Here is a 12,779-nt window from a genome sequence, read left to right as displayed (position 1 = left end):
GTTCAAGCCTTCAAGGCGTTTGCCAGCAATTTGTGCAGCTTCGAATGCAAGGCATCGTTGGCGGCGAGCACCTGGCTCGCATGGATCGGCATAGAACGTCCACGGAAGTCGGACACGAAACCACCCGCTTCGCGCACGATTAGGCAACCGGCAGCCGTGTCCCAGTCGTTGAGGCCGCTTTCCCAGAAGCCGTCGAAACGTCCCGCAGCAAGCCATGCGAGGTCGAGCGAAGCAGTGCCGAAGCGGCGGATGCCAGCAACCTGCGGACCCACCGCTGCGAAGATCTTGGTCCATTCGCCGAAGTCGCCGTGGCTTTGGAACGGGATACCGGTTGCAATCAGCGCTTCGGGAAGGCGGCTGCGGCCGGAAACACGCAGGCGCCCGTCGTGCAGCCACGCACCGCGGCTCTTCTCGGCCCAGAAGGTCTCGTCCGTAACGGGGTTGTAGACGACGCCCGCAACCACATCGCCCCAGCCCGATCCGTCGAGCTTGGGCTCCTGCGCGGCGATCGAGATGGCGAAATGCGGGATGCCGTGGAGGAAGTTGCTGGTTCCGTCGAGCGGATCGACGATCCAGCGCGGCTTGGTCGGATCGCCTTCGATCGTACCGGCTTCCTCCATCACGAAGCCCCAGTCAGGGCGCGCGGCAAGGAGCTCGTCGTAGATCGCGCGTTCGGCGCGCATGTCGGCCTTGGACACGAAGTCTGCCGGGCCCTTGAAGCTCACCTGCAGGTGCTCGACCTCGCCGAAATCGCGGCGCAGGCGGCCACCCGCCTTGCGCGCGGCTTTCTCCATTACGCGGATGAGTCCGGATACTGCGGCCATGGGTACTCTCTTATTCGGTCAGGACACGGATCGAGCGGGCCTGCAAATGGATGTCACCCCACTCGCAACTCATGTCGAACTTCGTGCCCTCGATATTGAAGGAATGAATGGCGAAGCGGCGCTTGTTCCCGCCGCTTGCGTTGTCGGCACGCTCGAGCGTCAGCTTCGAGATGCCGGCGAATTTCAGCATGCCGGGATGGAAGCAATGCTCCTCACCCTCGCCCGGCGCCTCGTAGTCGGGGTGCTCGGGCGCCAGGCAGAAGTCCATCTCCAGCGTCAGTTCATCGTCGTTGATCACCACCCCCAGCAGGACGCTGTTGGCGACATCGACATTCTCGAACCGGCTGGCGACGGACTTGCCCATGCCCGGTCAGTTGGCCTTGCCGACGTAGGTCTGTTCGTAAACGTCGACCACGATGCGCGTGCCGCTTTCGATGTGCGGGGGCACCATGATGCGCACGCCGTTGTCGAGGATCGCGGGCTTGTAGGATGACGATGCCGTCTGGCCCTTAACCACCGCGTCCGCCTCGACGATGGTGGCTTCGATCTGGGCGGGCAGTTCCACCGAGATCGGCTTCTCTTCCCACAGTTCGAGGGTAACCTGCATGCCGTCCTGGAGGAACGGGCGTGCATCTCCAAGGAGATCGCTCGGCAGGGTGATCTGTTCGTAGGTGTCGTTGTCCATGAACACCAGCATCTCGCCGTCTTCGTAGAGGAACTGGAATTCCTTGGTGTCGAGCCGCACGCGCTCGACCGTGTCGGCGCTGCGGAAGCGGACGTTGGTCTTGCGGCCGTCCTGCAGGTTCTTCATCTCGACCTGCATGTAGGCACCGCCCTTGCCGGGCTGGGTGTGCTGGATCTTGGCGACCTTCCAGATGCCGCCTTCGTATTCGAGAATGTTGCCCGGACGGATGTCCACGCCGCTGATCTTCATGGGGAAGCTACCTTCGACTTGTAAAAGAGCGTGCCTGCCCGATTGGGGAGGCGTTGTGCGCCGCGCGCCTTAGCGGAGAGCGAGGCATCGGGCAAGCGAGTGGAAAATCGGCCGGCTAGGTGTTATATGTACATCGGACGGATCGTATGAAGACACTTGCAAGACTGCTTCTCGCTGCTGCCGCAGCGGGCTCCCTCACCACGCCGCTGGCGGCGCAGGGCCGCCTCGGCCTTGTCGAACAGGGGGAATATGTCTGTGCCCTGCCCGGCGACGCCACTGGCGCGGCATGGATCGAGCAGGAGGGGAAGGCGTTCTCGATTATCGAGGGCTCCAGCTATCGCACCGACCGCGGCAACGGCACCTATCTTGCCGAAGGTCGCCAGATCACTTTCACGCGCGGCCCGCTCAAGGGAATGAAGCTGATGGTGCTGGGTTCGGGCCTGCTCCAGGAAATCGGGCGCGACGGGAAATTGACCCGCCTGCGCTGCCATCGCGCCGGACCGCTTCGCTAGGTCCTACTTGCCGCGCAGCAGCGGATAGGGATTGAGCGCAACAGCCGGTTCCCACCATTCGGCATCGGGCATCGTCTGCAGGATGGCAAAGTGCAGGTGCGGTGCTTCGTCCGAGGCATTGCCCGTGCTGCCTACCGTCCCGAGCCGCTGCCCCCGACGGATTTTCTGGCCTTCCTTGAGGCCCTCCGCATATTTGTCGAGATGCGCGTAGTAGTAGATCGTCTCGCCGTCGGTCGAACGCACGTAGATCGTGTTGCCCCCGGCATCGGAACGGAAGAGTTTCTCCACCTCTCCTGGCGCAGCCGCGACGATCGTCGTGCCCTTGGGGGCCATGATGTCGATGGCCTCATGGAGCCGCTGCCCCCCGGCGCGCGAGTCACTGAAGGTGTCCGTCAGATCGCCTGCGCGGATGTTGAGCACCGGGATCAGGAGATCGCCCGCCGCGAGCGTGCTCGGCGCAGAGACCGGTCGCGTATCAAGCATTCCAGCCTGCGGAGCATCGGTCGCCGAGCCGGCGGCACCGGACGCCCCCGCGGTGGACGAAGGGCTCGGCGCGGCCTCGGCAGGCCGGGTGGAACCGCGCTGGCTGGCGCTTCCGGCATTCTCGATTAGAGTGCCGCCTGCCACGATCCAGACAGCGCTGGTCAACGTGGCGGTGACGACGATGGTCAGTATCCGGTCAGCAAAGCTCATGGCGCCACCCTGGCTCCTCATGCCTCGAAAATTACCTTGGTCGATTGCGAGACCATTCCGGCAAGGCGCGCTGCATCCCAGTTCGTGAGCCTCACGCATCCACTACTCTGCGCGCGGCCGATTGTTTCCGGATCAGGCGTGCCGTGAATACCGTAGTGTTCCTTGCTGAGGTCGATCCAGACGACGCCGACCGGCGAATTGGGACCCGGCGGCAGCTTGTGCGTACCGTCGTCGGAGTTGTCCTTGCCAAGGACTTCGGGATCGTAGGCGTAAGGCGGATTGTAGGCCTCGCCGAGGATCTTCCATTCGCCCAGAGGGAGCGGAAACTCGCTCGAACCCGAACTGACGGTGAATAGCGCGACCAGCTTGTCGCCATTGTAGGCCTTGAGGGTCTTGCCCGCCTTGCTGACGACGATGCGATCAACCTCTGGCTGTTCGGTCCCCACGCCAAGCGATGCAAGCGTCTGCTGCCAGCTTCTCTCCTTGACCGATCCCTTCGCGATCTTGTCCGCGCCGATATTCGGAACGCGGATCTGCTGCCCGGCGCGGAAGAAACTCGGTTGTTGTCCATCCGGGCGAGCAACATCAGGCGTCGGGGAAGCGGCAGGGTTGGGCCCCTTGCCTTCAACAGCCCCCGCCGGCTGGCCGTTCGGGTTGAGCTGTTTGAGGACGCCGATCGTGGTGTGAAAGCGTTCTGCCAACCGCTCGTCCAGTGACGCATATCCAAGCGTTTCGAGCTTGGCTTTCTCGGCAACGTCGTCGGGCATGTCGGTGTATTCGGTTGTTCCCCAGCTGGCCGGAATGGTGACTACACGGGTTGCCGGGATCTGCTTCCATGCGCTCAGCTTGGCCTTTGTCTGTTCGTCCAGCTTTCCGGTGACGGACAGGTCATTTGCCTCCTGGAAGCCACGCAGCGCGTTCTCGGTCGACATACCCATCTTGCCATCGATCACTCCCGGCCCGAAGCCGATACGATCGAGCACCACCTGCGCCTGCATGATGGGACGCTCCTCGGCATCGGGAATGGCGTCCTTGGAGATGGACCCGTCGTCGTTGGAAGCCATCGAATCCGCCAGGTTGTCGGCGTCGTAGGTGTCGTATCCCCAGTCCTCGCCCGCATCGGTGGTGGCGACTCTATCGGTGTCCTGTTTGGCGTTGTCCTGACCGGCAAGGCCGCAGGCGGCGAGCGCGAATAGCGAAGCGGTGGCGATGAGGTGGCGCATGAGAAACTCCCTAGTGTTCAGGGACGCGACCCGCCCCCATTCAGGGCATTCAACTCACTTGGGCGCCATTTGCTCCGCGAAAGCATTGATTGCAGCCACTTCATCGCCCGACCAGACTGCGCCGGACACGGCGAGGAAGTCTGCTCCAGCTTCGACCAGCGGACGGCAATTCTGTGGTGTAATTCCCCCGATGGCGACCGAAGGAAGCTCGACCATTTCACTCCACCATTCAAGCAGTTCGAGGTCGGCCTCGTGCTCGGTTTCCTTGGTCGAGCTGGGGAAGAATGCACCGAAAGCGACGTAATCGGCGCCCGCCTCTCCGGCTTCGAGTGCGAGGTGGCGCGAGCCATGGCAAGTCACCCCGATCTGCGCGTCGCGGCCCAGTTCCTCACGCGCCTCCCGCGGATCGCCGTCCTTCTGGCCCAGATGAACGCCATCGGCACCAAGCCGCTTTGCGAGCGCAACGGAATCGTTGACGATGAAAGCCACGTCGTGTGCCGCACATATGGCCTGCAAAGGCTGGGCAAGCCGCGCGGCCTCGTGCTGGTCGACACCCTTCACCCTGAACTGGAACGCAGTGACAAGACCCTTGCCCGCCACGAGCGCGCGTTCGAGCCGCTGCGGGAAATCCCCCGAAACGTCGAGCGGAGAGATCAGGTAGAGCTGGCAAAGAGTGGTTTCGTCGGTCATCGGCGCGCTTCGTATCGTCGCAAGGGCGTTTCGTCACCTATTCAGATTGGCGCAATGCAAAACGGCGCTATTTCAGCGCCATGACCACGACCCGCACGGCACTTGCCGCACTCGCCCTCGCCTCGTCCACTCTCGCTGCCTGCGTTGTGGTGCCCGATGCACCCAATGTCATCGGCACACCCTGGAACGAGGGAACGCCGGTTCCGCTCGGTCAGCCGGTGAAAGTGGCGGACATCGTGGTCACGCCGATCCGCGTTGTCGAGGACAGCCGCTGTCCGATCAACGCACGCTGCGTTTGGGCCGGCCGCCTCGTCGTGGAGACACGGATCGACGGCGCGGGCTGGCGCGATACCGCCAACATCACGCTGGGCGAAACCTACGGCACGCACGAAAAAGTCGTCCGCCTGATCGCAGGCGAACCGAACAAGACCACGCAGGAAGAGATCAAGCCGAACCAGTACCGCTTCACCTACGAAGACGGTGCCTGGTACGTCGAGTACAAGTAGGCGTCAGGCGACGCTGGCGGCGTGGATCTGGTCGATCGCGCTCGACAGCGTCCCGTCGAATTCCTCGTCGCTCTGCTGGTGGCGCAGGTCCTGCAGCAGGCCGCGGCTGAAACTGGCGATCATGCCCGGGTTCTTTGCCAGGTGTTCGCAGGCTTCGTCAGTCGAATAGCCACCCGAGAGCGCGACTACGCGCAGCACCTTGGGATGGCTGGTCAGGCCGGTGTAGAGCCCTGCTTCCTTGGGGATCGACAGCTTGAGCATGACCTGCTGGCCATCGGGAAGCGCATCAAGACCTTCCTCGATGGCCGCGAGCATGATCTTCTCGCCCTCGGCACGATCGGCCGCAGTGATGTCGTATTCGGGCTCGAGGATCGGGACGAGGCCGCAGGACAGGATTCGCGAACCTTCGGCGAACTGCTGTGCGACTGCTTCCTTGATGCCTGCCGGATTGGCCGACTTGATGACCGAGCGCATCTTGGTGCCGAAGACACCGAGCTCCCGGGCGCGGTTGCACATGTCCTCCAGACCCGGGTTGGGCTTCATCAGCTGCGCACCGTCACGCTCGTCCTCGAGGCCCTTGTCGACCTTGAGGAAGGGGACGATGCCACGCTCGGCCAGGCGATGCGGGACCGGCTTGCCGCCGCTCGATCCGTCCATCGTCTTTTCGAACAGGATGGCGCCGATGACCTTGCCATTGCCGAAGCAGGGGCTTTCGATGATCCGCTGGCGCATCGCGTGGATGAGGCCGAACATCTCGTCCTCGGTGGTCCAGGCACCTTCCTCGATGCCATAGCCCTTAAGCGCCTTGGGCGTGGAGCCGCCCGACTGGTCGAGCGCCGCGATAAAACCCTGTCCGGTCGCGACCCGCGCGCGCATTTCGTCGAAAGTCATCCGAGAATCCCCGTGTCCGTGCATTCGTATGCGCGGCCCAATAGCCAAGCCTCTTCGCACCTGCAACAGCAGCGCGTCGCCTAGGTCCGGTTTATCTTCCGGATGATGCCGGTGAAGCTCAGCGCAGGCTTGCCGTCGCCCGTGATCATGCCGCGCACGAAGATCGTCTTGCCCCCGCCACGGGTAATCTCGCCTCGTGCTTCGACCAGTTCCCCGACCGCGATCGGGCCGAGGAAATCGCCCGAAAGGTTGATCGTGACACCGAAACTGTTGCCCAGTTCGGGATAGGCGATGGAGAAGAGCGCGAAGTCGGCAAAGGTCAGCATACAGCCGCCGTGCATCGACCCGCCGCCGTTCATGTGCTGCGGCCCGGCGCGAAAGGCGGAGACCCAGCTATCGCCTTCCTCGCGCATGTAGAACGGACCGGTGCGCGTTTCGAAGGCGTCGTGGTCCCAGGTGCGCCAACCAGCCCATTCGCCCTCGGTAATGAGGGTCGGGCCGCGGTTTTCCATCTCGCTCATTCGGACAGCGCTGCCACGCCGGGCAGGTCCTTACCTTCCATCCACTCGAGGAAGGCCCCGCCTGCGGTCGAGACGAAGGTGAAATCGTCTTTCACGCCCGCGTGGGCAAGCGCCGCAACGGTATCGCCCCCGCCTGCAACCGACGTGAGCGAACCGTCCTGCGTCAGTGCCGCGGCCGTGCGCGCCAAAGCCACAGTTGCCGCATCGAACGGCGCCGTCTCGAACGCGCCCATCGGGCCGTTCCAGACCAGCGTGCGACAGGTCTTGAGGACATCGCCCAGCGCCTCGACCGCAAGCGGGCCGACGTCGAGGATCATCTCGTCCGCTGCGACCTCGTGCACGTTGCAGGTGCGCATGCTCGGCGGGTTGGCGGCAAATTCCTTCGCGACCACGACGTCATAGGGCAGGTGCACCGTGCATCCGGCATGCCCGGCTTCGTCCATGATGCGGTTCGCAGTGTCGGTCAGGTCATGCTCGCACAGCGATTTCCCGACATTGACGCCCTTTGCGGCGAGGAAGGTGTTGGCCATGCCCCCGCCGATGATCAGGTGCTGGACCTTCCCGACGAGGTTGTGGAGCACGTCTAGCTTGGTCGAAACCTTGGCTCCACCGACCACCGCCGCAACCGGGGTTTCAGGATCGCCGAGAGCGGCGTTGAGCGCCCGCAGTTCGGCTTCCATCGCCCTTCCGGCATAGGCAGGCAGTAAGTGCGCGATGCCCTCGGTTGTCGCATGTGCGCGGTGCGAGGCGGAGAAGGCATCATTGACATAGAAATCGCCGATCGCCGCGATGCCCTTGGCAAATTCGGGATCGTTGGCTTCCTCGCCCGGCCAGAAGCGGACGTTGTCGAGCAGGCCGATGTCGCCATTGCGCAGGATGCCGACCGCCTGTTCGACCACCGGGCCCATGACTTCGGGGATGAACATGATCTCGCGATCGAGCACACGCTCGACATCGCCCTGCACCATGCTGGTGCTCATGGTCGAATGGCGCGCCCCCTTGGGTCGGCCGAAATGGGCGAGGAGCAGGACCTTGGCGCCCTTGTCCGCCAGTTCGAGAATGGTCGGCTTGACCGCCTCGACCCGGGTGACGTCGCTGGCGCGGCCTTCCTGCATCGGCAGGTTGAGATCGACGCGCACCAGCGCGACCTTGCCGGTGATGTCGCCAAGGTCGTCCAGGGTCCTGAAGTTGCTCATGTGTCAGTCCTTAGAGGAAGCTCGCCATCACGCCCGCAGTGTCGATCAAGCGGTTCGAGAAGCCCCATTCGTTGTCGTACCAGCTAACCACGCGGCACAGCTTGCCTTCCATTACCGCCGTTTCGAGGCTGTCGATGGTCGAGCTGGCGGGCTGGTGGTTGAAGTCGCTGCTGACCAGCGGCTGGTCGGTGTAGTCGAGCACGCCCTTGAGCGGGCCTTCGGCAGCGGCCTTAAGCGCCGCGTTGAGCTCGTCCTTGCTGGTAGCGCGGCCCGGGGTGAACACCAGGTCGACCAGGCTGACGTTGGGCGTTGGCACTCGGACCGACGAACCGTCGAGCTTGCCCTTCAATTCTGGCAGGACGAGGCCGACCGCGCGGGCTGCGCCGGTGGTGGTCGGGATCATGTTTTGGGCACCGCCACGGGCACGACGCATGTCGCTGTGCATCTGGTCGAGCATGCGCTGGTCGTTGGTGTAGCTGTGGATCGTGGTCATGAAGCCGCGCTCGATGCCAACGGTCTCGTGCAGCACCTTGGCCATCGGCGCGAGACAGTTGGTGGTGCAGCTGGCGTTCGACACGATCACATCGTCGGCGGTCAGCGTCTTGTGGTTCACGCCATAGACAATGGTGGCCGAGACATTGTTGGCCGGGGCCGAGATCAGCACGCGCTTGGCACCCGCCTTGAGGTGCGGTTCTGAAGCTTCGTGGCTTTGAAAGAAGCCGGTGCATTCGAGCGCGATGTCGATGCCCTGCGCGGCGTGCGGCAAGTTGCCCGGATCACGTTCGCTGGTGACGACAATCTTCTTGCCGTTCACCGCAATGAAGCCGTCGCCGACCTCGACCGTGCCGGGGAAACGGCCATGGGTGGAATCGTACTGGAACAGCAAGGCGTTCGACTTGGTATCGGCCAGGTCGTTGATGCTGACCAGCTCGAGGTCGTGGTCGGTGCGCTCGAGAATCGCCCGCGCCACGAGGCGGCCGATACGTCCGAAACCGTTGATTGCAACCTTCGTCGTCATTGCAAGGAACTCCTGCTTAACCGTTCAATTTCTTGGTGATTTGCGGAACGATGGCGTCCGCAACGAGACCGAATTTCTCGAAGAGCTGTTCCGCCGGGGCCGAGGCGCCGAAGCGGTCGATGCCGATGGTAATGCCGTCACTGCCCACGAAACGCTCCCAGCCCTGGGTTACGCCTGCTTCTATCGAAACCTTGAGCACATCGGCAGGCAATACGTCTGCACGATAAGCCGCGTCCTGTGCCGCGAACAATTCCATGCAGGGCATGGACACGACGTCGGCGCCGATGCCCTGTGCCTCGAGCTGCACAGCGCAGTCCATTGCTACGGCCACTTCGGAACCCGTGGCAACCAGCACTACCTTGCGCGCCGCTTCGGCAGCTTTGAGCCGATAGGCGCCCTTGGCGGAGCGGTTTGTCGCGGCGGTCCAATCGGCATCGCCCTCGCCCCGCAGCTGCGGCAGGTTCTGGCGGCTCAGCGCAAGGACGGCAGGGGACTTCGGCGCTTCGAGTGCAAGCGCCCAGCATTCCGCCGTCTCGATCGTGTCGCACGGGCGATAAACGTTGAGATTGGGGATGAGGCGCATGCTCATGATCTGTTCGATCGGCTGGTGCGTCGGGCCGTCTTCGCCCAGCCCGATGCTGTCATGCGTCAGGACATAAGTGGCGTTGATCTGCTGCAGCGCCGAGAGGCGGATCGCATTGCGGCAATAGTCGCTGAAGATCAGGAATGTGCCGCCATAGGGTGCGACGCCGCCGTGCAGCGCCATCCCATTCATCGCGGCGGCCATGCCAAATTCGCGAATGCCGTAGTAGACATAGCGCCCGCTGTAGTCGTCGGCGCTGAATGGCGTGGTCGAGGCGGTCTTGGTGTTGTTCGAACCGGTAAGGTCCGCCGAACCGCCGATCAGCTGAGGAAGCTTCTCTGTCAGCGGACCGAGCGCCATTTCCGACGCCTTGCGCGTGGCGACGGTCTTGGGATTCGCGGCAAGATCGCGAATATAGTCTTCGAGCGCCGGGCTCGCCCGATTGCCGATACCCGCCATGTGCTCTTCGAAGCGCGTACGCAGATCGCTGTCCTTGTCGAGACGAGCGCGCCATTCGCCGTGGGCCTGCGCACCGCGATCGGCGGTCGAGCGCCAGTCGGTGAGGATGTCGTCCGGCACTACGAAAGGTTCGGCGGTCCAGCCCAGATATTCGCGGGCAGCGGAAACTTCATCGGCTCCGAGCGGAGCGCCGTGGACGTTGTGGCCGCCTTGCTTGTTGGGTGCGCCCTTGCCGATGACCGTGCGACAGGCGATCAGCGAGGGGCGTTCATCCGCAATCGCTTCGTCGATCGCACGGCGGATGTCGGCAAAATCATGCCCGTCACACTCGGTGACATGCCATCCGGTCGCCTCGTAGCGGGCCTTGATATTCTCGCTAGTCGAAAGATCGGTGTCGCCGTCGATGGTGATGCGGTTGTCGTCCCACAGCACGTTCATCTGGCCGAGGTTGAGATGTCCGGCGAGACCGATGGCTTCGTGGTTGATGCCTTCCATCAGGCAGCCATCACCGGCCACGACCCAAGTACGGTGATTGACAAGGTCGCTTCCGAAGACGGCGTTCAGATGCCGTTCCGCCATGGCCATGCCGACCGCCATGGCAAGGCCCTGGCCGAGAGGGCCGGTGGTGCATTCCACGCCATCAAGAAGAAAGTTTTCGGGGTGGCCGGCGCAAGGGCTGCCGAGCTGGCGGAAATTGCGGATGTCATCCATCGTCGGGCGGGCGTAGCCGGACAGGTGGAGGAGGCTGTAGATCAGCATCGAGCCGTGACCGGCGGACAGCACGAAGCGGTCGCGGTCGGCCCAGTCCGGTGCCCTGGGATCGTGGCGGAGGTATTCGCTCCAGAGCACGGTGGCGACATCGGCCATGCCCATCGGCATGCCGGGGTGCCCCGAATTCGCCGCCTGCACCGCATCCATCGAAAGCGCCCTGATGGCGTTGGCCATCTGGGTCATGCGTGCGGTGGGAAGGCTCATTCTGTTGCTCTCCGGAAAAGGGGCCGATTCGACGCGCGCACGCCATCGCGGAGGGGACGCACTAGGTCAACCCGCCCCCTCGCAAGTGCACACCCGCAACGACCCTCACCCCAGTTATCAACAGGCCGGGCCAACCCTTTGCCTGCACGCACCAATCTTGGTATTTATGCGCGCGATGAGTTCCGCACGCATCTCGCAGGCTATCGACCGTATCGACAGGGCTCTTGCCCGGATCGAAACGCAGGCCGCGCTCGGGCGTCGTGAAGGAACCGGGGAAGATGACCTCGCAATACGTCACGAAGCGCTCAAGGCGAGCGTACGAACCAGCTTGGGCGAACTCGACACGCTCATCGAAAGGCTGGAGAAATGAGCGACGTCTCGCTGGAGGTCGGCGGGCGAAAATATACCGTCGCTTGTGCCGACGGGCAGGAAGAGCACGTCCAGCGCCTTGCCTCGGTCATCGACGGGAAGCTCGGGACCATGGGCGCCAACCTCTCGTCGCAGGAAGCCAAGAACCTCTTGTTCGCGGCACTGCTGCTGGCCGACGAGCTTGACGAAGCGAAGCGGAACAACACTGCACCGCCCCCGGCTCCAAGCTCCGATTTCGACGTCGAACGTATCGCGACGCAGCTCGAACGCATTGCAGGCGCACTCGAAAACGCTGCACTGGTGCTTGAGGGCGGCCCGCATACCACCTAGATAGGCAGCGGCGGGACTGCCCGGCACGAGCTGCATGAATATCCCTGAGGCTATAAGCAATCCACGGGAGCTGTCCCTATCCTGGTCTGCGGGTTCGTCCTGGAGGTTGGGATATACGGCGCCCACCTGACGTTGAGGCGTCAGAGGATTTCGCCGGCAAACGACCCATGGTGGTTCCGCCACTCTCACCTGGGAAACGAGGAAGACCGCATTGCCGAAACAGGCAAAGGATGAACTGCGCAAGGCGCTTCGCGCAGCACGGCGCGAGCATGTGGCGGCCTTGCCAGCCAGCATGCGCGGGCTTGTCTTCCATAGGCCCCCAGCCCCGCTTCTCGATCTGATCCCGCTCGGTGCGATCGTCGGGCTTTACCGGGCGAACGAGCATGAAGCGCCAGCCGCGTCCTATGCGAAATTCCTCTTCGAACGCGGACACGAGTTGGCGCTCCCGCGGTTCTCGTCGCGCGGGACCGAAATGGAATTCGCCCGCTTTGCCGATCCGTTCGAGGAGGAAGACCTCGAGAACGGGCCGTATGGATTGCTCCAACCATTCGGCGATGCCCCACTCATGACACCGGACGTCGTTTTCGTCCCGCTTGTCGGCTTCACCGCAGAAGGAGATCGTCTCGGACAGGGCGGTGGGCATTACGACCGCTGGCTGGCCGATCATCCCGGCGTAACTGCAATCGGCCTTGCCTGGGATTGCCAGCTGGTCGAGAACCTGCCCGTCGAACAGCACGACCACCCGCTTGCAGCGGTGGTGACCCCGACCCGCATCTACGGACCCTTTGCATGAGAACCGAGCCCACCTGGCGCATTCCTGTCGGCATTCTCGGCCTTCTTGCCGCGCTCGCCGTCTATGGACTGATCGTCGCCCGCTATGTGCCGGAAATCATTGGCGGCTGGCCTACGCTCGCCCAGACGATCGTCTATGTTATCCTTGGGGTCATCTGGCTGCTCCCTCTAAGGCGCTTCCTGATCTGGATGGAAACCGGCCACTGGCGCTGATTGCCAATCGCAAATTGCTTCCCTAGCCTCTCTCCCGGAGAGACAGGGAG

Annotated in this window: 17 protein-coding genes and 1 other RNA gene; 7 read left to right on the top strand and 11 right to left on the bottom strand. The window is 63.4% G+C overall.

The window, feature by feature from the left end:
* Positions 1 to 2 precede the first annotated feature (2 nt).
* Genes IRL76_RS04660 through efp form a run of 3 tightly spaced genes read right to left on the bottom strand, consistent with a single transcriptional unit; the run spans position 3 to position 1,758 of the window.
* Entirely contained in the window at positions 3 to 824 is an 822-nt protein-coding gene (locus tag IRL76_RS04660) for an inositol monophosphatase family protein (RefSeq protein ID WP_200983598.1), read from the bottom strand.
* A 10-nt stretch (positions 825 to 834) separates the two neighbouring features.
* Complete coding sequence (locus IRL76_RS04655; protein WP_200983596.1) at positions 835 to 1,188, bottom strand: hypothetical protein; 354 nt, start codon at positions 1,186 to 1,188, stop codon at positions 835 to 837.
* A gap of 6 nt (positions 1,189 to 1,194) precedes the next feature.
* Positions 1,195 to 1,758, bottom strand: a complete 564-nt coding sequence (gene efp, locus IRL76_RS04650) for an elongation factor P (RefSeq protein ID WP_200983594.1) — start codon at positions 1,756 to 1,758, stop codon at positions 1,195 to 1,197.
* Between the two features lie 146 nt (positions 1,759 to 1,904).
* On the opposite strand from efp, the gene IRL76_RS04645 reads away from it, so the two are divergent.
* The gene (locus tag IRL76_RS04645; RefSeq protein WP_200983592.1) at positions 1,905 to 2,270 is read left to right on the top strand and encodes an elongation factor P; all 366 of its coding nucleotides are present in this window, start codon (positions 1,905 to 1,907) and stop codon (positions 2,268 to 2,270) included.
* 3 nt (positions 2,271 to 2,273) lie between these two features.
* On the opposite strand, the gene IRL76_RS04640 is transcribed toward IRL76_RS04645, so the two are convergent.
* Genes IRL76_RS04640 through thiE form a run of 3 tightly spaced genes read right to left on the bottom strand, consistent with a single transcriptional unit; the run spans position 2,274 to position 4,876 of the window.
* Positions 2,274 to 2,963: a M23 family metallopeptidase gene (locus IRL76_RS04640; RefSeq protein WP_200983590.1), complete on the bottom strand. Its 690-nt coding sequence runs from the start codon at positions 2,961 to 2,963 to the stop codon at positions 2,274 to 2,276.
* Positions 2,964 to 2,980: 17 nt separating this feature from the next.
* On the bottom strand, positions 2,981 to 4,186 hold the full coding sequence (locus IRL76_RS04635; protein ID WP_200983588.1) for a L,D-transpeptidase family protein: 1,206 nt from the start codon (positions 4,184 to 4,186) through the stop codon (positions 2,981 to 2,983).
* A gap of 54 nt (positions 4,187 to 4,240) precedes the next feature.
* A complete protein-coding gene (gene thiE / locus IRL76_RS04630) occupies positions 4,241 to 4,876 on the bottom strand; it encodes a thiamine phosphate synthase (RefSeq protein ID WP_200983586.1) in 636 nt (211 codons plus the stop codon).
* Between the two features lie 80 nt (positions 4,877 to 4,956).
* Between thiE and IRL76_RS04625 the strand changes: the two genes are divergently transcribed.
* Positions 4,957 to 5,382 carry a hypothetical protein gene (locus IRL76_RS04625; RefSeq protein ID WP_200983584.1) on the top strand — a complete coding sequence of 142 codons (426 nt, stop codon included), beginning with the start codon at positions 4,957 to 4,959 and terminating at the stop codon, positions 5,380 to 5,382.
* Between the two features lie 3 nt (positions 5,383 to 5,385).
* Here IRL76_RS04625 and IRL76_RS04620 read toward each other — a convergent pair whose 3' ends face one another.
* The 5 genes from IRL76_RS04620 to tkt form a co-directional block, all read right to left on the bottom strand.
* A complete protein-coding gene (locus IRL76_RS04620; RefSeq protein WP_200983581.1) occupies positions 5,386 to 6,273 on the bottom strand; it encodes a fructose bisphosphate aldolase in 888 nt (295 codons plus the stop codon).
* Positions 6,274 to 6,353: 80 nt separating this feature from the next.
* Positions 6,354 to 6,794 (bottom strand): PaaI family thioesterase, encoded by a 441-nt coding sequence (locus IRL76_RS04615; RefSeq protein WP_200983579.1) that lies wholly within the window; start codon positions 6,792 to 6,794, stop codon positions 6,354 to 6,356.
* Positions 6,791 to 7,990 (bottom strand): phosphoglycerate kinase, encoded by a 1,200-nt coding sequence (locus IRL76_RS04610; protein ID WP_200983577.1) that lies wholly within the window; start codon positions 7,988 to 7,990, stop codon positions 6,791 to 6,793. The genes IRL76_RS04615 and IRL76_RS04610 overlap by 4 nt, the downstream gene beginning before the upstream one ends.
* 10 nt (positions 7,991 to 8,000) lie before the next feature.
* Entirely contained in the window at positions 8,001 to 9,008 is a 1,008-nt protein-coding gene (gene gap, locus IRL76_RS04605) for a type I glyceraldehyde-3-phosphate dehydrogenase (RefSeq protein WP_200983574.1), read from the bottom strand.
* A 16-nt stretch (positions 9,009 to 9,024) separates the two neighbouring features.
* The gene (gene tkt, locus IRL76_RS04600) at positions 9,025 to 11,025 is read right to left on the bottom strand and encodes a transketolase (RefSeq protein WP_200983572.1); all 2,001 of its coding nucleotides are present in this window, start codon (positions 11,023 to 11,025) and stop codon (positions 9,025 to 9,027) included.
* 175 nt (positions 11,026 to 11,200) lie between these two features.
* Between tkt and IRL76_RS04595 the strand changes: the two genes are divergently transcribed.
* From IRL76_RS04595 to IRL76_RS04575, 5 genes are all read left to right on the top strand, one after another.
* A complete protein-coding gene (locus tag IRL76_RS04595) occupies positions 11,201 to 11,395 on the top strand; it encodes a hypothetical protein (protein WP_246449988.1) in 195 nt (64 codons plus the stop codon).
* Positions 11,392 to 11,724: a cell division protein ZapA gene (locus IRL76_RS04590; RefSeq protein WP_200983571.1), complete on the top strand. Its 333-nt coding sequence runs from the start codon at positions 11,392 to 11,394 to the stop codon at positions 11,722 to 11,724. The genes IRL76_RS04595 and IRL76_RS04590 overlap by 4 nt, the downstream gene beginning before the upstream one ends.
* 10 nt (positions 11,725 to 11,734) lie before the next feature.
* Positions 11,735 to 11,905, top strand: a non-coding RNA gene (gene ssrS, locus IRL76_RS04585) — 6S RNA.
* Positions 11,906 to 11,935: 30 nt separating this feature from the next.
* A complete protein-coding gene (locus IRL76_RS04580) occupies positions 11,936 to 12,517 on the top strand; it encodes a 5-formyltetrahydrofolate cyclo-ligase (RefSeq protein ID WP_200983569.1) in 582 nt (193 codons plus the stop codon).
* Complete coding sequence (locus IRL76_RS04575; RefSeq protein ID WP_200983567.1) at positions 12,514 to 12,729, top strand: DUF2842 domain-containing protein; 216 nt, start codon at positions 12,514 to 12,516, stop codon at positions 12,727 to 12,729. The genes IRL76_RS04580 and IRL76_RS04575 overlap by 4 nt, the downstream gene beginning before the upstream one ends.
* Positions 12,730 to 12,779: the final 50 nt, after the last annotated feature.

Origin of the sequence: Qipengyuania soli (genome assembly GCF_015529805.1) — a bacterium.
Taxonomy (GTDB): domain Bacteria; phylum Pseudomonadota; class Alphaproteobacteria; order Sphingomonadales; family Sphingomonadaceae; genus Qipengyuania; species Qipengyuania soli.
The sequence above is the reverse complement of the archived record's forward strand: the minus strand, read 5'-3'. Positions and strand labels throughout refer to the sequence as shown.